Origin of the sequence: Sphingomonas sp. 2R-10 (assembly GCF_030062225.1) — a bacterium.
Classification (GTDB): domain Bacteria; phylum Pseudomonadota; class Alphaproteobacteria; order Sphingomonadales; family Sphingomonadaceae; genus Sphingomonas.
Genome location: NZ_JASCXF010000007.1, coordinates 89421 through 111532 on the forward strand (window position 1 = coordinate 89421; position 22112 = coordinate 111532).

Sequence of the window (22112 nt, forward strand, 5' to 3'; positions counted from 1 at the left end):
TATCTCGCCCTAATCCTAACCGGCGTCCGCTTCCAGCGTCCGCCGGTCAATCGCTATTGGAAGCCCATGGACCGCGAAACCCGCCTCAAGCGCCTGAAATTCCGCAGCTGGCATCGCGGCACCCGCGAAGCCGACCTGATGATCGGCGGTTATTTCGATGCGCATTCGGCGACGTGGAGCGACGCCGACATGGACTGGTTCGAGGTGTTCCTCGAAGAACAGGATGTCGACATCATGGCATGGGCGATGGGCGTCCAGCCCGCGCCTGCGCCGTTCGACCATCCGGTGCTGCACGCGATGCGGAAAATGGATTTCGTGCCGGTCAGCCGCTGACTGGAGATTGAACAAAATCCGTTCATGCTGAGTAGAGACTGAGCTTGTCGAAGGCTCGTATCGAAGCACCGTGCGGAACCCACCCTTCGATACGCTCTTTCGACAAGCTCAATAGCTACTCAGGGCAAACGGCACATGCGCGATGGCCGTCGCCGATCAGGAACCCGATGCCCGACCTCTCCAAAATCCTCTCCGCTCCCCGTTCGCTGACCCTTGCGGGCGTTCCGGGCGGCTTTCTCCCTGTCCTGCTCGCCGACCTCGCGCGCGGCGCGAAGGGCGACCTGATCTACATCGCGCCCGACGAAGCGGCGATGCGCGCCGTCGCCACGACCGCGCCGTTCTTCGCCCCCGACCTGGTCGTCCTGCAATTCCCGGCATGGGACTGCCTGCCCTATGACCGGGCCAGCCCCACGCTGCGCTCGATGGCCGAACGCCTCGCGGCACTCCACGCGATGCAGGGTGCGGCAAAGGGCCCGCGCCTGATCGTCACCACCGTCAACGCCGCCAGCCAGCGCACGCTGACCCCGTTCCGCATCCGCCAACTCGTCGCGCGCCTCGCCCCGGGCGAGCGCATCTCGCTCCCCCGCCTGTCCGCGCTGTTGCAGGCCAACGGCTACAACCGCGTCGATACCGTCCACGACGCGGGCGAATTCGCCGTGCGCGGTGGCCTTGTCGACCTGTGGCCCTCGGGCTCCGAGGTCGGCCTGCGCCTCGACTTCTTCGGCGACGAGATCGAAACCGTCCGCACCTTTTCGCCAGAGGACCAGCGCACCACCGGCCGCGTCGACGGCTTCACCCTGCTCCCCGCCTCCGAAGCGCTGCTCGACGAGGACTCGATCAAGCGCTTCCGCACCCGCTACCGCGAGAAATTCGGCGCGACCGCGACCGGCGATCCGATCTATCAGGCGATCAGCGACGGCCGCCGCCTGTCGGGCATGGAACACTGGCTGCCCTTCTTCGAAGACCGGCTGGAAACCTTCTTCGACCACCTTTCCCCCGAAGCGGTCATCGTCCGTGACGCCGGCGTCCCCGCCGCCGCCGAACAGCGTTTCGAATCGATCGCCGATTATCACACCAACCGTGTCCGCGCGCAGACCAGCGATCCGGGCAGCTACCGCCCGCTGCTCCCCAATGCGCTCTACCTGTCGGTGGAGGAATGGACCGACCGCCTGTCGGACACCGCCGCGCATCAGGTCACGCCGTTCCACGCCCCCGACAGCGCCACCTCGCTGGATTTCGAGGTCGACGGCCCCCGCGACTTCACCCCCGAACGCACGCAACAGGCGAATATCTACGAAGCCGTCGTCGATCATATCGCTTCGCTGCGCAAACAGGGTCGCAAGCCGATTCTCGCCAGCTATTCGGAGGGCGCGCGCGAACGGCTGATGGGCCTGCTCGCCGATCACGACCTGACCGGCGTGTCGACCGTCGAGACGTGGCAGCAGGCGCTGGGCGGCGCGAAGTCGACCGTGTCGTTCGTCGTCCTGCCGCTCGACCACGGCTTCACCGCCGAAACGCTCGCGGTGCTGACAGAACAGGACATGCTCGGCGACCGCCTCGTCCGCCGCGCCAAACGCCGCAAGAATACCGACGCCTTTCTCCAGGAACTCGCCACCCTGTCGCCCGGCGACCTCGTCGTCCATGCCGACCACGGCATCGGTCGCTATGTCGGGCTGACGCAGGTGCCGGTGGCAAAGGCCCCGCACGACTGCGTCCAGCTCGAATATGCCGGCGGCGACAAGCTCTACGTGCCGGTCGAGAACCTCGAAGTCCTCAGCCGCTACGGCGCTGGCGAGGAAGGCGCATCGCTCGACCGTCTGGGCGGCGAGGCATGGCAGCGGCGCAAGGCGCGGATGAAGGATCGCATCCGCGAGATCGCGGGCGACCTGATCGCCACCGCCGCCAAGCGCGCGATGCGCCCCGCCGATATCGCCGAACCCGACAGCGGCGGCTATCCCGCCTTCGTCGACCGTTTCCCCTATCAGGAGACCGACGATCAGGAACGCGCCATCGCCGACGTCCTCGAAGACTTGGGCGCGGGTCGCCCGATGGACCGGCTGGTCGTCGGCGATGTCGGCTTCGGCAAGACCGAGGTGGCGCTGCGCGCCGCCTTCGTCGCCGCCATGGCCGGGATGCAGGTCGCGATCGTCTGCCCGACCACGCTCCTCGCGCGCCAGCACTACAACAACTTCAAGGCCCGCTTCGAAGGCTTCCCGCTCGAAATCGGCCGCCTCAGCCGCCTCGTCACCGCGACCGAGGCGAAGAAGGTCCGCGACGGCCTCGCCAATGGCACCATCGACGTGGTGGTCGGCACCCATGCCGTGCTGTCGAAACAGGTCGTTTTCAAGCGCCTCGGCCTCGTCATCGTCGACGAGGAACAGCGTTTCGGCGTGACGCACAAGGAACGGCTGAAGGCGATGAAGGCCGACGTCCACGTCCTGACGCTCACCGCCACCCCGATCCCCCGCACGTTGCAGATGGCGATGTCGGGCCTGCGCGAACTGTCGGTGATCCAGACCCCGCCGGTTGATCGCCTCGCGGTGCGCACCTACATCATGCCATGGGACCCGGTGGTGCTGCGCGAGGCGTTGCTGCGCGAACATTATCGCGGCGGGCAGGCGTATTTCGTCACCCCGCGCATCGCCGACCTGCCCGATATCGAGAAGTTCCTGACGCAGGAAATTCCCGAAATCCGCTACGTCGTCGCCCATGGGCAAATGGCTCCGACCGAGGTCGAGGAACGCATGTCGGCTTTCTACGACAAGCGCTACGACCTGCTGGTATCGACCACCATCGTGGAATCCGGCCTCGACATCCCCTCGGCCAACACGCTCATCATCAACCGCGCCGACAAGTTCGGCCTGGCGCAACTCTACCAGCTGCGCGGCCGCGTCGGCCGGTCGAAGACCCGCGCCTATGCGTACATGACCACACCCCCCGAACGGCTGGTCAGCGAAGCGGCGGAAAAGCGGCTGAAGGTGTTGTCCGACCTCGAATCGCTCGGCGCCGGCTTCCAGCTTGCGTCGCACGACCTCGACATTCGCGGCGCCGGCAACATGCTCGGCGACGAACAGTCCGGCCATATCAAGGAAGTCGGCTTCGAACTCTACCAGTCGATGCTGGAGGAGGCGATCCTCGACGCCAAGGCCGGCGGCCTGCGCGACGACAAGCCCAAGGACTTCTCGCCCGCGATCACCGTCGATGCACCGATTCTGATCCCGGAGGAGTATGTTCCCGACCTCGACCTGCGCATGGGCCTTTATCGCCGCCTCAACGATGTCGAGGACCGCGCCGGCATCGACGCCTTCGCTACCGAACTGATCGACCGCTTCGGCACGCTACCGGTCGCCACCGCCAATCTGCTGCAACTGATCGAAGCGAAGCTGAACGCGAAAAAGGCGTGCGTCGCCAAGATCGACGTCGGCGCAAAGGGCGCGATCGTCAGCTTCCACGAGGACAAATTCCCCAGCGTCGAGGGGCTGCTCGCCTATGTCGACAAGCTCAACGGCACCGCCAAACTCCGCCCCGACATGCGACTGGTCATCAGCCGCAACTTCGGCGACCCACAGGCCCGGCTGAACGCCGCACTCCAGATTTCGCGGGGACTCGCGAAGGCGGCGGGGTAGCAGCGGCTTTCCCGTTGCACCAGACGCCACTCCTGCAACGGCCGGCATCTTTTGGTAACGGAACATGACAGGAGCCGTTACCGCACACCCTCCGCCAAAGGCACCTCGTCACTTTTGCCAATTGCACTTTACCGTCGTGATCGAATCTCCGCAAGGTTTGCCGGCACGATGATGGCTAGAACGATTACGATTATGCCCGAAGTAATCATTCGCAACCAAATGCCGGAGATCACGTCCTGCAGAATAAGGAACACCAGAACGATCAACAACGTACAACTCAGCCAAACAAGAAATCCCTTAATCTCGGCACGCGCGTCAGGAACTGTTCCGGCACTGGCACATCCTCTCCAAACGCCTTTTGATAGAGCTCGACCGGCATCTTTTGCTCCTGATACCTTCGAGTGATCTCATTACCGAGGTCGATCATGTTCTGCTCGATTGCAACATATGCCACGGATCCTACGACCCATACCAAACCAAGCGTACCGGCCAATCCACCGGTAGCAGCGCCTCGTCCGCCGCTTAGGGCGCCCCGGACGACATTTCCTACGCGGCCGGCACTGGCAGTAGCGGCGCGTTGTCCGCCAGCAATCCCCCCCTTGATCGCATCACCGCCGATACCTGCAAGGCCACCCATTCCTGCCAGGCTCATCCCACCCACTATCAGCCGAAGGTTCAGATAGTCATTGACCAGCGACTTATTGTCCTTGCGAAGGATGGCGTGCCAAGCTGGAAATTCCTGCATCGAAATAACCAACTCGCGAAGTCGCCAATGGAACTGACCATTCCTGGGGTGGTCCAGCGGCATCAACTTCGCGGCATTCTCCAGCACTTCTGTCCCATAGGCGCGTCGCCGTGCCTTATCCCGGACGGTCGGCATGCCCGCCAGATGCGACATGATGTGATATGCTTGGCGCTCACGTCCGGCGTAGCTGGTCGCTTAAATCTTGAGGACGCGGGCGATCGCCAATGCCCGGCGGCGGACCTGCTGCGGCGTTACGGTTACCCGGGTACGGGGCATCAACTGCTCCCTCTCGTTCGGACCGCAGAACAAGGCCCGGGTTGCCATCCGTTGATTAAGTTCCACCCCGTCGCGGGCGGCCACCCATTGTCTATCGACGAACGGACAGGCGATCCCACAAGGAAACCCTGCTTTCCTACAGTCCGTACTCCTGCCAGTCTCCGCGCCAGCTATTGCCCGGCCGCGCTCTTTGACACTGCCGCTACCCACCCCGCGCAAATGGCGCACGAGTGTGACTTTTGTGACCTTTGGCGGCGCGACGCCCTGAAAGTCCTAATAATTCAACTGCAACTGCGTCCGGAACACATCGCCCTCGGCGCGCCCCAAACGCCGCTCGTCCGCCTCGGCGCGGTCCATCCGCGCATAGGCGATCGTCCATTCCAGCGCAGGCACCGGCTGGAACTCGATCCCCAGCTCGATCTCGTCGGTTTCCAGCCGCGGCGCATTGACCGCCGCCTTCCACCCGCCGCGATAGGTCTGCCACCGGGCATAGGGCATGAACGGTCCGACCGGCGACGCCTTGATCCGCGCCATCGCCTGCACATAGCCGCCGTGCAGCGGCTTCGTCGTGATCGCGCGCAGCGCCCGGTCATATTCCGGCCCGCGTCCCCAGTTCCATTCCGCCTGGAACCCCAACGGCGCGGGATACAGGATCGCGTGCAGCCCGACGCGGTCGTCGGCGAAGCTCGCCTCGCTCACCCCGCCGGTGCGCACCTCGGGCTGGACGCGGTTGGTATAGGCGCTGCCGCCGACCTCCAGCACCCGGCCCCCGCCGATCTCGAACGGCCATGTCGCCAGCGCGACCGCCATCACCGCGTCGTTCGCTTCCTCGCGATTGATCCCCTGCCCGTTATAGATGCCGACGCCGAACGCGCCGTAATTGCCGAACAGCTTCTGCCCGTCGTCGGTCAGCCGTTCCCAGATGTCCTCGACATAGGTCGGCGTGTAATAGGCGACGACTCCGATATCGCGCTCGCTCGGCACGCCGCTGTTGATCGCGTCGCTGCGGTCGAGCGTCAGCCGGTTGGACGACGACTGCATATTCTCCCACCCGAACGGCACCTTCGACTGGCCGAAGCGCAGGCGGAACCGCTTGTCGCGATCGAGGAACGCGTCGACATACGCGTCGCGCAGTTGCAGGAACCCCTCGCGCCGCTCGCCGACCGACTGGCTGGTTACCGCGGTCGCGAAGTCGGGCTGGAGGTAGAACGACACCCGGTCGCCCAGATCGCCCTGCAGGATCAGGCGGATACGGCGAAAGGTGAAGCCGGTGTCGTCGCCGATGCCGCTGTCGTGCACCGACCGCAGCCGTGCGACGCCGTCGGGCGCGGTCCGGTCGCCGCGGATGATCTCGTTCAGCCGCAACTGGGTATAGCCGCGCAGGCGGATGCGGTCGTACCACTGCTCGTGTTGCGGTGCGGCGGCAGCGGCCGGCGCGGCGGCGACCTGCGTCGGCACGGCGGATTCCGGCGCGGCCGGGGCCGGCGGGGTCGCGGGCGCGGCGGCCATGACGGGCGGTTTCGCGGCCGCCTGCGCCGCCTTCATCTCGGCGATCACCGCCTTCAGCTCGTCGATCTGCCGCTGCAATTCCTGCACCGTCTGCGCCGCGGCCGGCGGTGTGACCACGAAGGATGCGACGATCGCCGCGGGCAGGAAGGACTTCATGGACCCGCGCCATGCCGCTGCGGCACGGCACGGGTCAAGAGCCGATTATGACGCTCCGATGACGTCCTACATATGCAGCGTGCGGCCGTATGCGCCCAGCACCGACTCGTGCATCGATTCGGAAATCGTCGGGTGCGCGAACACCGTTTCGGTCAGTTCCTTCTCGGTCGTTTCGAGCTGGCGGGCGATGACATAGCCCTGGATCATCTCGGTCACTTCCGCACCGACCATGTGCGCGCCCAACAGCTCGCCGGTCTTCGCATCGAACACCGTCTTCACGAAGCCCTCGGCCTCGCCCAGCGCGATCGCCTTGCCGTTGCCGATGAACGGGAACTTGCCGACCTTGACGCTGTAGCCCGCTTCCTTGGCCTTCGCCTCGGTGAAGCCCACGCTGGCGACCTGCGGCCGGGCATAGGTGCAGCCCGGGATGTTGTTCTTGTCCATCGCGTGCGGATGCACGTCCTTGTTGCCCAGCGCCTGGGCGATCGCCTCGGCGGCGATCACGCCCTCATGGCTCGCCTTGTGCGCCAGCCACGGGGCACCCGTCACGTCGCCGATTGCCCAGATGCCATCGACATTGGTCCTGCCATAGCCGTCGGTCTTGACGTGGCCACGCTCGGCCTCGATCTTCAGCGTCTCCAGCCCGATATTCTCGGTGTTCGGCACGATGCCGATCGCGACGATCGCGTGGCTGAACTCGACCTGCTCGACCTTGCCGTCCGGCCCCTTGATCGCCGCCTTCACGCCCGCCGGGCTGGCTTCCAGCTTTTCAAGACCCGACTTGGTCTTGATCGTCATGCCCTGCTTGGTCAGCGCCTTGTGCATGAACTCGCTGACTTCGGCATCCTCGACCGGCATGATCCGGTCGAGCATCTCGACGATGGTCACGTCGGCGCCCATGTCGTTGTAGAAGCTGGCGAACTCGACGCCGATCGCGCCCGATCCGATGACCAGCAGCTTCGTCGGCATTTCGGGCGGCACCATCGCGTGGCGATAGGTCCAGATCTTGGCGCCATCCGCCTTGGCGAACGGCAGGTCGCGGGCGCGCGCGCCGGTCGCAATGATGATGTGCTTCGCTTCCAGCTCGGTCGTCTTGTCGCCCTGCTTGACCGACAGCTTGCCCTTCGCTGTGATCGTGCCGACGCCCTCGTGGACGGCGACCTTGTTCTTCTTCATCAGCCCCTTTACGCCCGCGTTCAGCTGGCCCGCGACCTTGCGGCTGCGATCGACCACCTTGGCGAGGTCGAACGACGGCTTCTCGTTCGACAGGCCGTACTGCGCGGCATGCATCATGTAATGATAGATTTCGGCCGACCGCAGCAGCGCCTTGGTCGGGATGCAGCCCCAGTTGAGGCAGATGCCGCCCAGCCGCTCGCGCTCGACGATCGCGACCTTCAGGCCCAGCTGGCTCGCACGGATCGCCGCGACATAGCCGCCGGGGCCCGAACCGAGCACGATGAGGTCATAGGTATCAGCCATTCAAATGCTCCTGGGGCTCCCTCCCCCCCTTGCGGGGGAGGGCTGGGGAGAGGGGTGGCGTGGGGGACGGCTCGATGCCGTTCCCCACGCCGTGCAGCGCGACGAGGATCGCGGTGCAGACGCCCTCTGGATTGTCGAGAATATCGGTATTGAACAGTCGCAGGACGCGAAAGCCCTCTTCGGTCAGCCAGTGGTCGCTGTCGCGATCATAGGCGCTGTCGATGTGCTGCGATCCATCGGCTTCGACGATCAGCCGTCGTTCGAAACAGACGAAATCGACGATGTAGCGTCCGATCGGCTGTTGCCGGCGGAACTTGTACGCTGCCAGTCGCCGGTTGCGCAGCACCCGCCACAGCGCGCGTTCGGCATCCGTCGGATTGCTCCGCATGGTGCGGGCACGGGCCAAGGGAACACCCCCTCTCCCTCCCACCGCTTCGCGGCGGGCCCCTCCCTCCCCCACGCGGGGGGAGGGAATCGACGCCACGCCGCTCACCCCTCGATCGCCCGCGGCCTGCGGTCGTCGTCGATCGCAACGAACACGAAGCGGGCCTGCGTCACCCGATCGAGCGCCTCGCCGAAGCGGTCGCGGCGCCACGCCACGACCTCGATCGTCATCGACGAACGGCCGACCTTGACCAGATCGGTATAGACCGACACTTCGTCGCCGACCGCGACGGGGGCATAAAACTGCATCGCGTCGACCGCGATCGTCACCGCCCGCCCCTTTGAATGGCGTGCCGCGACCAGCCCTGCGGCCATGTCCATCTGCGACATGATCCACCCGCCGAAGATGTCGCCATAGGGGTTGGTGTCCGCCGGCATCGCCGTCACACGCAGCGCGGGCTGGCCGGTCGGCGGGGTGGCGTTATCGTCGACCATCATACCCTGCCCCCTTCGCGCGTTCGTCCGCCATCGCGCGTTGCACCTGCCGGACGCCCAGCACCAGCACGACAACCATCGCCACCCATGTCACCGTCCAGATATCGCGCCGCCCCAGCGGATACGACCACGCCGACAGCGACCCGATCGCCCATGCCGCCGCGATCCCCGCGACGACATGCACGATCTCGGTCAGCAGCCGGGTGCGCATTTACGCGATCAGGCCGAGCGGCGACTCCACCAGCGCCTTGAACAGCTTCAGCATCTCGGCACCGTCCGCCCCGTCGATCGCGCGGTGGTCGAAGCTGCCGGTCGCGGTCATCACCGTCGCCACGCCCAGCGCGTCGTCGACGATGTACGGGCGCTTCTCACCGGCACCGACCGCCAGGATCATGCCCTGCGGCGGGTTGATGACCGCCTCGAACTGCTTGATGCCGAACATGCCCATGTTGCTGAGCGACGCGGTGCCGCCCTGATACTCCTCGGGCTTCAGCTTGTTCTCCTTGGCGCGGCCCGCCAGGTCCTTCATCTCGCTGCTGATCTTCGCGACTCCCTTGTTCGCGGCATCGCGGATGATCGGCGTGATGAGGCCGGTCGGCGTCGACACCGCCACCGACACGTCGGCGCGCGCATACTGCACCATCTCGTTGCCGAGGAAGGTGACGTTGCACTTCGGACTGTTCTCCAGCGCGACGCCCAGCGCCTTTATCAGCAGGTCGTTGACCGACAGCTTCACGCCACGTGCGTCGAGCGACTTGTTCAGGTCGCCGCGCAGCTTGAGCAGCGCATCCAGACGGATGTCGACCGTCAGATAGATGTGCGGCACCTGCTGCTTCGATTCGGTCAGGCGACGCGCGATCGTCTTGCGGATGTTCGACAGCTTCTCGACCGTGTGCGGGATCGAATCGTCGAACCACACCGCGGCAGGCTTGGGCGCTTCGGCGGCAGGGGCCGATGCCGCAGCCTGCGGCGCGGGCGCGGCTGCTTCGGCCTTGGGTCCGCTTGCCTGACCCGGCTTGGCGTTCTCGACGTCCGCCTTGACGATGCGGCCGTTGGGACCGCTGCCGGCGATGCCCGACAGTTCGAGGCCCTTGTCGGCGGCGATGCGACGCGCCAGCGGGCTCGCCTTCACGCGACCGCCATCGGCCTGCGCGGCACCGGCACCGGCCGGGCGGCCATGGTCCGACGTGCCGGCGGGCGCGGGCTTCGCCTCGCTGCCGGTCTTGTTCGGATCGGTCGCGTCGGGCTTGCCCTTGAACTGGTCGTCGGCCGGCTCGGGGGTTTCGGCCTTCGTGGGCGCCGCGTCGATGGCGGAGGCGTCCTCGCCTTCCTCGAGCAGGATCGCGATGACCGCGCCGACCTTCACATTGTCGGTGCCCTCGGCCACCAGCACCTTGCCGATCGTGCCTTCGTCGACGGCTTCGAATTCCATCGTCGCCTTGTCGGTTTCGATTTCCGCCATGATGTCGCCTGACTTGACGGTATCACCTTCCTTCACCAGCCATTTGGCCAGCGTCCCCTCTTCCATGGTGGGGGACAGGGCGGGCATCTTGATCTCGATCGGCATGGGGCAGAGTGGTCCTCTCAGGCTCGTGAGCGCCTCTTCGCCGCCGGGCGGCTCCGGGTCAAGCCCCGCCACCACCCTTGCGCCCCGCGACCGAACCGGCGCATGAACCGTAGCGTCAGGGGAAGGCACATGCGTACATATCTTGTGGTCGTCGACGAAAGCCCGGAAAGCGCGGTCGCCCTGCGCTTCGCCGCGCGGCGTGCGGTCAAGACCAATGGCGGGGTCGAGGTGCTGGCGCTGGTCGAACCGCAGGAGTTCGCGCCATGGGGCGGCGTGCAGGCGACGATCGAGGAGGAGGCGAAGGAACGCGCCGAGGCGCTGGTACAGGCGGCGGCGGGCACGCTGATCGCCGAATCGGGGCTGCAGCCGCATCTGACGGTGCGGATCGGCGACGGCCCGCGAATCGTGCGCGAGATGATCGCCGCCAATCCCGAGATCGCCGCGCTGGTGCTGGGCGCCGCCGCGACCGGATCGCCCGGCCCCCTCGTCACCCACTTCGCCGGCACCGACGCCGGCGCGCTGCCCGTGCCGCTGATGATCGTTCCCGGCAGCCTCGACCGCGCAGGGATCGACCGGCTGAGCTGATGTCCGGCCATGACTGCACGTCGCGTTCGACACGGGTGTGATCGGCAGCAATGTCGGTGCGTTGACCGCGCCAGCACTTTCATGATCCGGCTGGACGCTCTCTACAGCCCTCTTGTCATCCCGGAGCTGTTCGAGACCCCTGCGAACGTCTCGAACAGAGCCGATTCCTCGCCGCACCCCGGCGAAGGCCGGGGCCCAGTTGGGGGCATTGGCAAGATACGGAAAAGTCTTCGAACTGGACCCCGGCCTTCGCCGGCACACGGATTGAAGGCTTCTGCAGAGGTCTCGACCTGTTCCGGGGTGCGCCCTGCCGAACGATAGGTCCCCGGAGCATCCAGTTCCACCGCTGGCCGCGCGTTGAACCCCGAACAAGTCCCGTATGACGAATCGAATACTCCAGCCGTCCGGACCGGAATGGCGATCCGCCGATGTTCAGGGATACCGTGCGGGGGAGAGCTGCGATTCGCGCTCGATCCCCCGCGGGCTGCTGCTGTTCGCCGGGTATCCGGCACATCCTCTCTTATAATTCAGCGCAGCGCTGGTGAGAGGCCGTTAGCGCGGAGCGCGCACAAAAAAAAGGGCCGGCGAACCGACCCTTGAAAAGTTTTAGGAGAGGATGCCTGAAAGGCACAGTCGTTGTGCATCGCAACGCATCCGTTAGCAATTGCAAAAAACGAAACCGAACATTCTATTTCTGCACGATTGCCCATTTGGATGATGGGTTTTACGCGAGGATGGGTATCGCGCGAAACCGGTTGACCCGGTTCGCGATGGCGTCATCCTCCGCCGATGCGATCGATCCTCCTGCTGTCCGCCCTGTTCCTCGCCACCGCCGCCGACGCGCGCGACACCCCCCGCCGCGAACGACTGCGCGCCGATGTCGCGACGCTGGTGTCGTTCGGCACGCGGCACACCGCCTCCGACCCCGATGATCCAAAGCGCGGCATCGGCGCGGCGCGACGCTGGTTCGCCAGCGAACTGACGCGGATCGGATCGGGCTGCGGCGACTGCATCACCGTCGCCAACATCGCGCGCGGCTTCACCGGCCCGCGTGCGCCAAACGGGGTAAAGGTCGTCGACGTGCTCGGGTTCCAGCAGGGCAGCGACCCGAAACGCGTCGTGATCGTCATGGGCCATATCGACAGCCGCGTCAGCAACGTCATGGACGCGACCAGCGACGCGCCGGGCGCGAACGACGACGCATCGGGCGTGGCGCTGGTGCTGGAGGCCGCGCGCATCCTGTCGAAGGAGAAGTTCGATGCGACCATCGTCTATGCCGCGCTGTCGGGCGAGGAGCAGGGACTGTGGGGCGCGCAACTCCTCGCCGAAACCGCGAAGGAACGCGGCTGGACCGTCACCGCCGTGCTGAACAACGACATCGTCGGCAACACGCTGGGCCAGGACGGCCGCCGCGTCGCCGACCGCGTCCGCGTCTTTTCCGAAGGCATCCGCGCTTCGGAAACGATCGAGCAGCAAATCGCCCGGCGCGCTGCGGGCGGCGAGGATGACGGTCCGTCGCGCGCGCTGGCCAAGACGGTCGATTCGGTCGCGGCGACGCTGCCCGGCGGCCTCGACGTGTTTCTCGACCGCCGCCCCGACCGGTTCGGCCGCGGTGGCGACCACGAACCCTTCCTGAAGCTCGGCTATCCCGCGATCCGTTTCTCGGTCGGCGTCGAGAATTACGATGCGCAGCATCAGGACCTGCGCCGCGACGGCACGCGCATCTATGGCGACACGATCGACCGGATGGACTTCCCCTATCTGGCAAAGGTGACCGCGATCAACGTCGCGACGATCGCCCGCCTCGCCGCAGCCCCGGCCGCACCGACCGGCGTATCGATCGACGGCGCGCTATCGACCGATACGACCGTCCGCTGGTCGCCCGTGGCGAATGCGGCGGGCTATCGCATCCGCTGGCGGCGCAACGATGCGCAGGGCTGGACCGACAGCCGCGACGTCACCGGCGCGCAGGCAGTGCTCAGGGGCGTGATCGTCGACGATCACTTCGTCGCCGTCTCGTCGCTGTCGGCCGGCGGCGCGGAGAGCGTCCCGACCTTTGCCGGACGCGCCCCGCGTTGATCGCCTACCGCCGCAACAGCTTCGAGCGCTGTACCCGGCGCGGTGCCCGGCGCTCCGACGTATAAGTCACGACCTCCTCGGTCGTGGTCGTGACCACCGGCTGGCTTTCGACCGTCACCGTCGTCACCGTGCGCGGCGGATAATAATATCCGTCCGCGACATACCCCCCCGGCCCTTCGGTCGTCGTGGTCGTCGTATAGCTGCGCGCGACCGGCGGCGCGCCGACATGCCGCTCGACATAGCCACCGCGCGCGCGGGGACGGACCGGCTGCACCTGTTCGCGCATCGGGCCGAACACCACCCCCGGCGGTGGCGCGTCATAGCCCGGCTCGCCATAATAGCCATCGTCCGGCGCCACCGGCATCTCGTCGCCGGGCAGCGGATAGTCGGCGCCATAGCCCGGCTGCAGTTCCCGCCGTGGCAACGGCGGAGGCGGCGGCGACGCACGGCGGTCCTCCGCCCGGTCGATCGCGGTCCCGGACAGCGCCCCTACCCCTGCGCCCAGCACCGTCCCGCCCAGTCGATTGCCGCGTCCGGCGATGACGTTGCCGGCGACCGCCCCCGCCACGCCACCGATCACCGCCCCGCCGACCCCGTCGTCACGGCGCGCGACCACCGGCGGCGGCGGCAGGTCGGGCTGCGCGCGATAGCTGTCATAGGCGCGGTCGTCGCGGACATAGCGGCCATCGTCGCGCCCGTCCCAGTCGATCCCGCGGCGGTAATCGACCACCCGCCCGTCACGATCGGCAAGCACCGCATCGTCGTAATAGCGATACCAGCCATAGCCCGGTTGCGGCCGCGTCAGCCCGTACACCGGCCAGTCCTGCACGAAGAAGCTCGGCGCGACCCAATAGCGCGGCAGCATCCAGCCGCGCACCGGCGTGCGATACGCCGCCCAGCCACCCGGCGCGTAATTGCCGCCATACCAGCGCCCGCGCACCTTCCCGCCCCAACGCGGCCCCGGCAGATTGACCCGCGCCTGTCCCGGATACAAGGCCGGACGCCCCGGCCGCGCCTCGGGCGCCTGCCCCACGCGCTGCGCCTGGGCGACCCCGCCCGACAGGGCGGTGGTGGCGAACATCGCCATGGCGGCGGCAAAGGTCGGCGTGCGCATCGGCCGGTCGGCTCCCTGAAACCCGCACCCTGCGGGCATGACTATGGTTGCCGAAACCTTACCACGCCCCCCGGTTCCCGGCCAATCCATCGATTGCCCTGCGGACCGTCCCGCCCCGGGGCAGATCAGCCGATCCGCGACGCCAGCAACCCGACCAGCGCCTCGCATCCCGCCTGGTCCGCGGCATCGAAGCGTCCGGGCAACGGGCTGTCCAGATCGAGTACCCCGACCAGCCGGTCGTCGACCACGATCGGCACCACCAGCTCGCTGCGGCTGTCGGCATCGCAGGCGATATGCCCCGGAAAGGCATGGACGTCGGCGACCAGCTGCGTCGTCCGCCGCTCCGCCGCCGTCCCACAAACCCCACGGCCCATGGCGATGCGGATGCACGCCGCCTTGCCCTGAAACGGCCCCAGCACCAGCTCGTCCCCGACCAGCCGATAGAAGCCCGCCCAGTTCAGGTCGGGCAGATACTGCATCAACAGCGCCGACGCGTTCGCCATGTTGGCGATGGCGTCGCGCTCGTCCGCCGTCAGCGCATCGAGCGCCGAGAGGAGATCGCGATACAGGTCGCCCTTGGCGCCGCCGGAAATGTCGAACTGGTACATGGGCGTGTATGTAGCGCCGGGCTGGCGGCACACAATCCTCTCCGGCACGGGGACGACGTCAGTCGAACTTCACCTTCCCCCGCCCCGCCTTGACCTGCGCCCGCCCCTTCTTCGCATCGACCCGCCGCACCTGCGACGCTCTGGTCGGCTTGGTCGCGCGGCGCTTCTTCGGAACGATCGTCGCCTCGCGGATCAGGTCGAACAGCCGTTCGCGCACCTCGCGCCGGTTCATCTCCTGCGAGCGCGACGCATCGGCGCGCAGCGTCAGCACCCCGTCCTTGGTCAGCCGCGATCCGGCCAGCACCGCCAGCCGATGCTTGACCGCCTCCGGCAACCCCGGCGACGCGACGACGTCGAAGCGCAGCAGCACCGCGCTGTCGGTCGTGTTCACATGCTGCCCGCCCGGCCCCGACGCGCGCGTAAAGCTCTCCACCAGCTCGCCGCTATCGATCGAAATCGACCGCGTGATCGGGATGCGCGGCATGTCAGGCCTCGTCGAACCCCGCCGCGATGAAGCTCTTCGGCCACGGCGCGGTCACGTCGATCGCCGGCTTGTTGTCGCGCGGTATCGTCAGTCCGACGGCGTGGAGCAGCATCCCCGACCGTCCGCCCCGGCCGTACACCGGATCGCCCGCCACCGGACAGCCCAGCCCCTCGGCCATGTGGACGCGGATCTGGTGGGTGCGCCCCGTTTCGGGGAACAGCGCAACCAGCGCCCGGTCGTCGATGGTGCGCAGCACGCGCCAGTTGGTCCGCGCCGGCTTGCCCTGCGCATCGCCGACCATGCGCCAGCCGGTCTCGGCGGTGCTGACCTTCGCCAGCGCCAGGTCGATCTCACCCGATTCGCCGGCCGGAATGCCGTCGAGGATCGCCAGATAGCGCTTCGTCACCCGCCCCTGTTCGAACGCCTGCTGGAACCGCGCATGCGCCTTGGGATTGCGCGCGAGCAACAGGCAGCCGCTGGTATCGCGGTCCAGCCGGTGTACCGGTGTCGGTTCGCGTTGAAAGGTGAAGCGCAGTTCGCCGGCCCGCGCGACGATGCTCGGCGACCCGTCGCGTGGCGGATCGACCGGCAGGCCGGCGGGCTTGTCGAGGACGATCGCCTCGCCATCGATGAACAGTACCAGGTCGTCGAGCATTGCGCTCCCTTGCCATCGTTGGCGACACCATGCCAGTGCGCGTATGCGGCCCCGCCGCGCCTGCCGGAGACTTTTGTGCGCCGATCCCCGCTCCTCGCCTGTCTCGTCCTCCCGGCCTGTGCGCCGACCGCGCCGCCGCGGGTCGTGGTGCCCGTGCAGCCGGCACCGCAGACCGGACCGGTCGCGCTGTGCAATCGCGGCACCGTGCAGCGGACCGGCGACGGCCGGCTCTTCAACCATTTCCCCTATCCCGACATGCCGGCAACGGCGCTGATCGAGGCGCCGGCGACGCTCGGCGGGTCGTGCAAGGTGCATCCGGCGATGCTGCCCGATCTGGCCCGCCTGCTCGCCGCCGCCGATGCCGATCCGGCGGTCGCCGGCACGCTGCGCGCGGTATCTTGCCACCGGTCGGAAGCGTTGCAACGCATCACCTTTTGCGGCGGAATCGGCGTGAACGGGTCGGGCAGCTTCGCCGAACGCGCTTGGGCCTCCGCGCCACCGGGGCACAGCGAGCATTCGACCGGCTATGTCATCGATTTCGGCACCAGCACCTCGACCGCCTGCAACGCCGAAGCCTGCTTCGCCGCCACCACCGCCGGCCGCTGGCTGCGCGCCAATGCCGCGAAATACGGGTTCGAGATGTCGTTCCCGGGGGGCAACCGGCAGCAGGTGAAATGGGAGCCATGGCACTGGCGCTGGGTCGGCACCGCCGCGACCGAAGCAGGTGCGGCACCGGCCCGCGCGATCTTCCTGCAGGCGCGGACGCGGTTTCCGGCCGCACCCGGATTGGACTGAATAACGCTGTCGTTTGCCAAACCGGCCGATATGACCCGGTCGCCATGGGACTGACCGAAAAGACACTTGAAATCAACACGACGCATGAACTGCTGTCGTTGGGCCACGGAATATGGTCGATCCTGTGGGGTGCAATGCCCCGTCCGATGGCACCTTCGACGGTAGTCGGCCCTTCAATCTATGCGACGGGACTGAGTCTGAAGGGCGAGAAGCACCACGGATGGGATATACCTCTGGACTTGCCGGCCATTACCGGACGACCGGCGCGAGTTGCCTTCCTGCAATTCAAGCTGGGCAAGCAACTGACATATTCACTGTATCCCGGGAGCACGTTTGGTTCGCCCAAAAGCAGCATGACGCGGCATGTGCTGTTCGGAATCAATAACAATAGCGACAAGACTCAGCATGGCCGGTTGCGGGCGACCGGTATCGCTTCCGGCACACCGCATAGTGCGATCTATGCACTCCCCCTTCTGACGGAAGACCGGCAGGTTCGACGGGCGCTGGGAAATCTGCTTGCAAATACACTGTTCTTCGCGGTGCCGGATGTCGATGCCGCCGCGGCACATAACCCGATCGTCAATGGGATCGAACGCGCTATCGCGGTCAGCAACCTCAACCCCCGCCATCGAGAAATTCGATCCAAACCGGTTCCATTCGAAGCGCGCGACATCGGTGGAAGATTGATCGGGGAGATCGCCAAGGTTCGTCTGCAACGCAGCTTGGCTGCATGGGCGAGCGGCCCGCCACCCCGGGGGCCGGGCCGCGCCCGGCCGGGGTATCGCGTTGCTCAACGGGTGGCGAGCTATCTGGCAAGTTTCGTGGGCGTCGACGGCGCGCTTGCCCAGCAGGCATTCGACCGCCCCCTATCGGTCCGTCCCGTTGCTCCTTTCCCTGACGGAACTGACGACCAGACGTCCGAACTGCGAACGAAGCGAATCTTTGATGTGGCCGAAGCCATAATGCCGACCCTGCGTTCGCTAGACAACGGTGCATGGTGGTATGGCGAGTTTGACGACGGCCCGCCCGAACTACTTGCCGAGGCCCCAATTGCCGAGCGCTGGCGCCTTGGACGCGGCGGCAAGGATTCTACGTCCTTGTCGCTCGACTGCATCGTCGTCTGAAGCGAGTTTGATGAAGCGGGGCGACCCATCGGCCGCCCCCTTCGATTACCCGAACACCTTCGTCGCCAGCTCGGCGATCCGCTTGCCCTGATGGCGCGCGCCGCCCAGTTCGATCTCGGTCGGCTGGCGGCTGCCGTCGCCACCGGCGATCGTCGACGCTCCATAGGGGGTCGACCCGTTGACCTCGTCCAGCCCGGTATGGCCTTCATAGGCATAGTCGAGCCCGACGATGGTCATGCCATGGTGCAACAGGTTGGTGATGATTGAAAACAGCGTCGTCTCCTGCCCGCCATGCTGCGTCGCGGTGGAGGTGAAGGCGCCGCCGATCTTGCCGACAAGGCCACCCTTCGCCCACACGCCGCCGGTCGTGTCCCAGAACGCCGCCATCTGGCTCGACATCCGGCCATAACGGGTGCCGGTGCCGACGATGACCGCGTCATAGTTGGTCAGTTCGTTCGGATCGGTCAGCAGGTCGTGATGATCGGCGACCCGGAAGCCCGCCGATTTGGCGACCTCGTCGGGTGCGGTTTCGCGCACCCGGCGGACATCGACTTCGGCCCCGCCGGCCCGAGCGCCTTCGGCGACGGCGTCGGCCATCGTCGCGATATGGCCATAGGACGAATAATAGAGAACCAGTACCTTCGACATGGGGTTACTCCCTTGCGGTTATTCGGAATCGACCAGGACGATCTCGCTGTCCTCGGTCGCGGTGATGGTGACGGTCTGCCCGCCCGACAAGGCGACCCCGTCGCGCGCCTGAAAGGCCACGCCGTCGATCGTGAACGCACCGGTCGCCGCGACGAGATAGGCGTGACGCCCCGCCCCCACGCTGTGTTCCACGCTCTCGCCGGCGTTCAGCGTCGCGCCCAGTACCCGCGCCTCCGCCCGGATGCGCAGCGCGTCGCCATCCTCGTCGAAGCCGCTGGCCAGCGTGACGAACTTCCCCGACCGCTCGCCCTTGGGAAACGGCTTGGCGCCCCATGCCGGCGCGCCGCCCTTCTGCCGCGGCTCGATCCAGATCTGGAAGATCCGCGTCGTCTCGGGCTCGAGATTATATTCGGCGTGGCGCACGCCGGTGCCCGCGCTCATCACCTGCACGTCGCCGGCGGCGGTACGGCCCTTGTTGCCCAGCGAGTCCTGATGGGTGATCGCGCCGGAACGGACATAGGTGATGATCTCCATGTCCTTGTGCGGGTGCGCCGGAAAGCCGCTGTTGGCGGCAATCTCGTCGTCGTTCCACACCCGGATCGCGCCCCAGCTCATCCGCGCCGGATCGTGGTAATTGGCGAAGCTGAAATGATGGCGGGCGTTCAGCCAGCCGTGATCGGCATGGCCCAGGCTGTCGAAATTGCGTTTCTCGATCATCGTCGATCTCCTTGCTTGACCCCCAAGATAGGCGGCGCGATCATGACGTAAATGGAAACGTCGGAAACCGATCGTTTCGCACGGAGGGCATATGCGACTACCCGATTTCGAAGCCTGGGCGATGTTCGCCTGCGTCGTGGAACATCGGTCGTTCAGCGCCGCCGCCCAGTCGATCGGCGTGTCGAAGGCGACGGTGTCGAAGGCGGTGGCCCGGCTGGAGGCATCGCTCGGCACCACGCTGTTCCACCGCACCTCGCGCCGCCTGACGCTCAGCGACGCCGGCCAGTCGCTCGCCGAACGCGCCGCGCGCATCCTCGCCGAGGCGCAGGGCGCGGAGGAACAGGCGCGCGATGCCGCCGCCGCCCCGACCGGGCTGGTCCGGGTCGCGGCGCCGATGTCGTTCGGACTCGCCCATGTCGCGCCCGCCATCGCCGACTTTCTGAAACTGCATCCCGGCGTCGAGATCGATCTGACGCTGTCCGATGCCAAGGTCGATATCGTCGCGGAGGGGATCGACGTGGCGCTGCGCATCGCCGACCTGCCCGACAGCACGCTGCGCGCCCGCCGCCTTGCCCCCGTCGCGATCCGCATCGTCGCCGCGCCTGCCTATTGGGATGCCCGCGGCCGCCCGACGCATCCCGCCGATCTCGGCGACCATGACTGTTTCGGCTACACCAACCTCCCCAACCCGATCTGGCACTTCCGCCGCGGCGAGGAGGAGGTCGCGGTCCGCCCCACCGGTCCGCTGGCGACCAACAATGGCGAGGCGATGCTGCCCGCACTGTGCGCCGGACTCGGCATCGCGCGCTTGCCCGACTTTCTCGTCGATGCCGATATCGCCGCAGGCCGGCTGGAACCGGTGCTCGCCGAATGGAGCAGCGGCGGCGTGGCGCTGCACCTGCTGACCCCGCCCGGCACGCTGCGTCCGGCACGGGTCGAGGCGCTGATCGACTATCTGTCCGACCGATTCCGGCGGTCGTGCAACCTGCGTTGATTTCCCTAAACCTTCGCCGCATCCGGCCGTTTCTGGGACTGGAACCTTCTTTCCGCTTAACCAACGGAATTTACGAAGTGTTTTCGATTAGGAAGAAATTAACCTTTTGCCTTCATAGGTCTTTACGTTAATGTTTTTGTCGCGCGCCGGTCAGGGACGATAGCGCGCCGCGAAACGGGGGAAGTAAGCCGATGCGCGTGCTGTTGATCGAGGACGAGCCGACGACCGCCAAGGCGATCGAGCTCATGCTGACGACCGAAGGATTCAATATCTACACGACCGATCTGGGCGAAGAGGGCCTCGATCTGGGCAAGCTGTACGATTACGATATCATCCTGCTCGACCTGAACCTGCCCGACATGCACGGCTATGACGTGCTGAAGAAGCTGCGGGTGGCGCGGGTGCAGACCCCGGTCCTGATCCTGTCGGGCATTGACGAGATGGATTCGAAGGTCCGCTCGTTCGGCTTCGGCGCCGACGATTACGTGACCAAGCCGTTCCACCGCGAGGAACTGATCGCGCGCATCCACGCCGTGGTCCGCCGGTCGAAGGGGCATTCGCAATCGGTGATCCGCACCGGCAAGCTCTCGGTGAATCTCGATGCCAAGACGGTCGACGTCGACGGCGCGCGCGTCCACCTGACGGGCAAGGAATACGCGATGCTCGAGCTGCTCTCGCTGCGCAAGGGCACGACACTGACCAAGGAAATGTTCCTCAACCATCTCTATGGCGGGATGGACGAGCCCGAACTCAAGATCATCGACGTCTTCATCTGCAAGCTGCGCAAGAAGCTCAGCATGGCATGCGAAGGCGACAACTATATCGAAACCGTCTGGGGCCGCGGCTATGTGCTGCGCGAACCGGACGAGATGGTGGAGGCGGCGGTCGCGTAAGGCGGCTGCCCGACCGCTACCTCTGCCTTCGTTGCTACCTACCCCGTTCGGTTCGAGCAGCTTCGAGCTTGTCGAGAACACCCCGTTCGGGGCAACCCCGTTCGGGGCGCCCCCTTCTCGACTACGGTTCTCGACAAGCTCGGAGCGAACGGATGGCGGATAATGCGGCCAACTACGCCGTAATCGCCCCACCCATCTGCAACCGCTTGCCGTTGGTGATGATGACCCGATCGCCCAGCCGCGCCGCGTTGAACAACTTCTTCGCGAACGCCGTCGGCACGCCAATGCAGCCATGCGTCGCCGCACCTTCCTGCACGTCGCTGCCGTGGATCGAGATGCCGTCGTTGGTCAGCCGCAGCATGTACGGCATCGGCGCGCCATAGAGGTTGCTGACATGGTCGGCATCCTTCTGCGTGATCTTGAGCGCGCCGAGCGGCGTCGGCTTCCAGTCCGCGCCGTACAGCACCACCGCCGCGCCGATCTCATAGCCGTCGCGGAAGACCGACAGCACCTGCGCATCGAGGTCGATGGTCACCACCAGCTTGCCGGTGGCCGGTGCGCCGTCCTCGTCCCAGACCCAGCGGCCATGGGTGAACGGCCCGTCGATATCGAGCACGCGGCGGACCACCATCGCTTCCGGTGCCGGGGTGGACTGGGCGATCGGCGTTGCGACCGGTTGCGGACTCGGGCGGGCGATCGGCGCTGCCGCCACTTTTGCGACCAGTGCGGCCGGCGCAGGCCTGGCCGCACCCAGCAGCATCGCCGCCCCGCCCGCGGTCGCGCCCGCCACGCCGACCAGCAACGCCACGCCCAATCCGGTTCGCAAAGACGCTCGCATCGATCCTC

The 22112-nt window shown here is 66.5% G+C and carries 22 protein-coding genes; 8 read left to right on the forward strand and 14 right to left on the reverse strand.

Going from position 1 to position 22112, the window contains the following annotated elements; all coding sequences use genetic code 11:
* The first annotated feature begins 66 nt into the window (after positions 1-66).
* Both QLH51_RS05120 and mfd read left to right on the forward strand, forming a co-directional pair.
* Positions 67-333 carry an FAD assembly factor SdhE gene (locus QLH51_RS05120; RefSeq protein WP_125656301.1) on the forward strand — a complete coding sequence of 89 codons (267 nt, stop codon included), beginning with the start codon at positions 67-69 and terminating at the stop codon, positions 331-333.
* A gap of 167 nt (positions 334-500) precedes the next feature.
* Entirely contained in the window at positions 501-3959 is a 3459-nt protein-coding gene (gene mfd, locus QLH51_RS05125; RefSeq protein ID WP_125656298.1) for a transcription-repair coupling factor, read from the forward strand.
* Positions 3960-4236: 277 nt separating this feature from the next.
* On the opposite strand, the gene QLH51_RS05130 is transcribed toward mfd, so the two are convergent.
* From QLH51_RS05130 to QLH51_RS05160, 7 genes are all read right to left on the reverse strand, one after another.
* The gene (locus QLH51_RS05130) at positions 4237-4857 is read right to left on the reverse strand and encodes a hypothetical protein (RefSeq protein WP_125656295.1); all 621 of its coding nucleotides are present in this window, start codon (positions 4855-4857) and stop codon (positions 4237-4239) included.
* 396 nt (positions 4858-5253) lie between these two features.
* Positions 5254-6645 carry a porin gene (locus QLH51_RS05135; protein WP_125656292.1) on the reverse strand — a complete coding sequence of 464 codons (1392 nt, stop codon included), beginning with the start codon at positions 6643-6645 and terminating at the stop codon, positions 5254-5256.
* Positions 6646-6711: 66 nt separating this feature from the next.
* A complete protein-coding gene (lpdA, locus tag QLH51_RS05140) occupies positions 6712-8124 on the reverse strand; it encodes a dihydrolipoyl dehydrogenase (RefSeq protein WP_125656289.1) in 1413 nt (470 codons plus the stop codon).
* Positions 8117-8530, reverse strand: coding sequence for an endonuclease domain-containing protein (locus tag QLH51_RS05145; RefSeq protein WP_206428925.1), 414 nt, complete (start codon positions 8528-8530; stop codon positions 8117-8119). The genes lpdA and QLH51_RS05145 overlap by 8 nt, the downstream gene beginning before the upstream one ends.
* Positions 8531-8613: 83 nt before the next feature.
* The gene (locus tag QLH51_RS05150) at positions 8614-9006 is read right to left on the reverse strand and encodes an acyl-CoA thioesterase (protein WP_206428924.1); all 393 of its coding nucleotides are present in this window, start codon (positions 9004-9006) and stop codon (positions 8614-8616) included.
* Positions 8990-9214: a hypothetical protein gene (locus tag QLH51_RS05155; RefSeq protein ID WP_125656286.1), complete on the reverse strand. Its 225-nt coding sequence runs from the start codon at positions 9212-9214 to the stop codon at positions 8990-8992. Before QLH51_RS05155 ends, QLH51_RS05150 begins: the two co-directional genes overlap by 17 nt.
* Positions 9215-10570, reverse strand: a complete 1356-nt coding sequence (locus tag QLH51_RS05160) for a pyruvate dehydrogenase complex dihydrolipoamide acetyltransferase (RefSeq protein ID WP_125656283.1) — start codon at positions 10568-10570, stop codon at positions 9215-9217.
* 129 nt (positions 10571-10699) lie between these two features.
* On the opposite strand from QLH51_RS05160, the gene QLH51_RS05165 reads away from it, so the two are divergent.
* Positions 10700-11155, forward strand: a complete 456-nt coding sequence (locus tag QLH51_RS05165) for a universal stress protein (RefSeq protein ID WP_125656280.1) — start codon at positions 10700-10702, stop codon at positions 11153-11155.
* Between the two features lie 789 nt (positions 11156-11944).
* Positions 11945-13234 carry a M20/M25/M40 family metallo-hydrolase gene (locus tag QLH51_RS05170; protein WP_125656277.1) on the forward strand — a complete coding sequence of 430 codons (1290 nt, stop codon included), beginning with the start codon at positions 11945-11947 and terminating at the stop codon, positions 13232-13234.
* Positions 13235-13238: 4 nt separating this feature from the next.
* Here QLH51_RS05170 and QLH51_RS05175 read toward each other — a convergent pair whose 3' ends face one another.
* The 4 genes from QLH51_RS05175 to QLH51_RS05190 all read right to left on the reverse strand — a co-directional run bounded on the left by QLH51_RS05175 (position 13239) and on the right by QLH51_RS05190 (position 16095).
* Positions 13239-14348, reverse strand: coding sequence for an RcnB family protein (locus QLH51_RS05175; protein ID WP_206428923.1), 1110 nt, complete (start codon positions 14346-14348; stop codon positions 13239-13241).
* A 125-nt stretch (positions 14349-14473) separates the two neighbouring features.
* The gene (locus QLH51_RS05180; RefSeq protein WP_125656274.1) at positions 14474-14956 is read right to left on the reverse strand and encodes a GAF domain-containing protein; all 483 of its coding nucleotides are present in this window, start codon (positions 14954-14956) and stop codon (positions 14474-14476) included.
* 58 nt (positions 14957-15014) lie between these two features.
* A complete protein-coding gene (arfB, locus tag QLH51_RS05185) occupies positions 15015-15440 on the reverse strand; it encodes an alternative ribosome rescue aminoacyl-tRNA hydrolase ArfB (RefSeq protein ID WP_125656271.1) in 426 nt (141 codons plus the stop codon).
* Position 15441: 1 nt separating this feature from the next.
* Positions 15442-16095 (reverse strand): RluA family pseudouridine synthase, encoded by a 654-nt coding sequence (locus QLH51_RS05190; RefSeq protein ID WP_125656268.1) that lies wholly within the window; start codon positions 16093-16095, stop codon positions 15442-15444.
* 75 nt (positions 16096-16170) lie between these two features.
* Between QLH51_RS05190 and QLH51_RS05195 the strand changes: the two genes are divergently transcribed.
* Both QLH51_RS05195 and QLH51_RS05200 read left to right on the forward strand, forming a co-directional pair.
* On the forward strand, positions 16171-16890 hold the full coding sequence (locus QLH51_RS05195) for a M15 family metallopeptidase (protein ID WP_125656265.1): 720 nt from the start codon (positions 16171-16173) through the stop codon (positions 16888-16890).
* A 44-nt stretch (positions 16891-16934) separates the two neighbouring features.
* Complete coding sequence (locus QLH51_RS05200; protein ID WP_164516102.1) at positions 16935-18014, forward strand: hypothetical protein; 1080 nt, start codon at positions 16935-16937, stop codon at positions 18012-18014.
* A gap of 45 nt (positions 18015-18059) precedes the next feature.
* Here QLH51_RS05200 and wrbA read toward each other — a convergent pair whose 3' ends face one another.
* Together wrbA and QLH51_RS05210 are read right to left on the reverse strand one after the other, a co-directional pair.
* Complete coding sequence (wrbA, locus tag QLH51_RS05205; protein WP_125656259.1) at positions 18060-18662, reverse strand: NAD(P)H:quinone oxidoreductase; 603 nt, start codon at positions 18660-18662, stop codon at positions 18060-18062.
* An 18-nt stretch (positions 18663-18680) separates the two neighbouring features.
* Positions 18681-19379 (reverse strand): pirin family protein, encoded by a 699-nt coding sequence (locus QLH51_RS05210; protein ID WP_125656256.1) that lies wholly within the window; start codon positions 19377-19379, stop codon positions 18681-18683.
* Positions 19380-19470: 91 nt separating this feature from the next.
* On the opposite strand from QLH51_RS05210, the gene QLH51_RS05215 reads away from it, so the two are divergent.
* Positions 19471-20373: a LysR family transcriptional regulator gene (locus tag QLH51_RS05215; RefSeq protein ID WP_125656253.1), complete on the forward strand. Its 903-nt coding sequence runs from the start codon at positions 19471-19473 to the stop codon at positions 20371-20373.
* Between the two features lie 191 nt (positions 20374-20564).
* Complete coding sequence (gene ctrA, locus QLH51_RS05220) at positions 20565-21266, forward strand: response regulator transcription factor CtrA (RefSeq protein ID WP_055792254.1); 702 nt, start codon at positions 20565-20567, stop codon at positions 21264-21266.
* A 172-nt stretch (positions 21267-21438) separates the two neighbouring features.
* On the opposite strand, the gene QLH51_RS05225 is transcribed toward ctrA, so the two are convergent.
* Positions 21439-22104 (reverse strand): L,D-transpeptidase family protein, encoded by a 666-nt coding sequence (locus QLH51_RS05225; protein WP_125656250.1) that lies wholly within the window; start codon positions 22102-22104, stop codon positions 21439-21441.
* Positions 22105-22112: the final 8 nt, after the last annotated feature.

Bases quoted from the DNA above. Each gene is read 5' to 3' on its own strand.
- QLH51_RS05200 (WP_164516102.1), top strand. From the start codon at position 16,935: ATGGGACTGACCGAAAAGACACTTGAAATCAACACGACGCATGAACTG.
- wrbA (WP_125656259.1), bottom strand. From the start codon at position 18,662: ATGTCGAAGGTACTGGTTCTCTATTATTCGTCCTATGGCCATATCGCG.
- ctrA (WP_055792254.1), top strand. From the start codon at position 20,565: ATGCGCGTGCTGTTGATCGAGGACGAGCCGACGACCGCCAAGGCGATC.
- QLH51_RS05225 (WP_125656250.1), bottom strand. From the start codon at position 22,104: ATGCGAGCGTCTTTGCGAACCGGATTGGGCGTGGCGTTGCTGGTCGGC.
- QLH51_RS05190 (WP_125656268.1), bottom strand. From the start codon at position 16,095: ATGCTCGACGACCTGGTACTGTTCATCGATGGCGAGGCGATCGTCCTC.
- QLH51_RS05180 (WP_125656274.1), bottom strand. From the start codon at position 14,956: ATGTACCAGTTCGACATTTCCGGCGGCGCCAAGGGCGACCTGTATCGC.
- QLH51_RS05215 (WP_125656253.1), top strand. From the start codon at position 19,471: ATGCGACTACCCGATTTCGAAGCCTGGGCGATGTTCGCCTGCGTCGTG.
- mfd (WP_125656298.1), top strand. From the start codon at position 501: ATGCCCGACCTCTCCAAAATCCTCTCCGCTCCCCGTTCGCTGACCCTT.
- QLH51_RS05130 (WP_125656295.1), bottom strand. From the start codon at position 4,857: ATGTCGCATCTGGCGGGCATGCCGACCGTCCGGGATAAGGCACGGCGA.
- QLH51_RS05210 (WP_125656256.1), bottom strand. From the start codon at position 19,379: ATGATCGAGAAACGCAATTTCGACAGCCTGGGCCATGCCGATCACGGC.
- QLH51_RS05165 (WP_125656280.1), top strand. From the start codon at position 10,700: ATGCGTACATATCTTGTGGTCGTCGACGAAAGCCCGGAAAGCGCGGTC.
- QLH51_RS05175 (WP_206428923.1), bottom strand. From the start codon at position 14,348: ATGCGCACGCCGACCTTTGCCGCCGCCATGGCGATGTTCGCCACCACC.
- QLH51_RS05120 (WP_125656301.1), top strand. From the start codon at position 67: ATGGACCGCGAAACCCGCCTCAAGCGCCTGAAATTCCGCAGCTGGCAT.
- QLH51_RS05135 (WP_125656292.1), bottom strand. From the start codon at position 6,645: ATGAAGTCCTTCCTGCCCGCGGCGATCGTCGCATCCTTCGTGGTCACA.
- QLH51_RS05155 (WP_125656286.1), bottom strand. From the start codon at position 9,214: ATGCGCACCCGGCTGCTGACCGAGATCGTGCATGTCGTCGCGGGGATC.
- QLH51_RS05170 (WP_125656277.1), top strand. From the start codon at position 11,945: ATGCGATCGATCCTCCTGCTGTCCGCCCTGTTCCTCGCCACCGCCGCC.
- QLH51_RS05160 (WP_125656283.1), bottom strand. From the start codon at position 10,570: ATGCCGATCGAGATCAAGATGCCCGCCCTGTCCCCCACCATGGAAGAG.
- QLH51_RS05150 (WP_206428924.1), bottom strand. From the start codon at position 9,006: ATGATGGTCGACGATAACGCCACCCCGCCGACCGGCCAGCCCGCGCTG.
- arfB (WP_125656271.1), bottom strand. From the start codon at position 15,440: ATGCCGCGCATCCCGATCACGCGGTCGATTTCGATCGATAGCGGCGAG.
- lpdA (WP_125656289.1), bottom strand. From the start codon at position 8,124: ATGGCTGATACCTATGACCTCATCGTGCTCGGTTCGGGCCCCGGCGGC.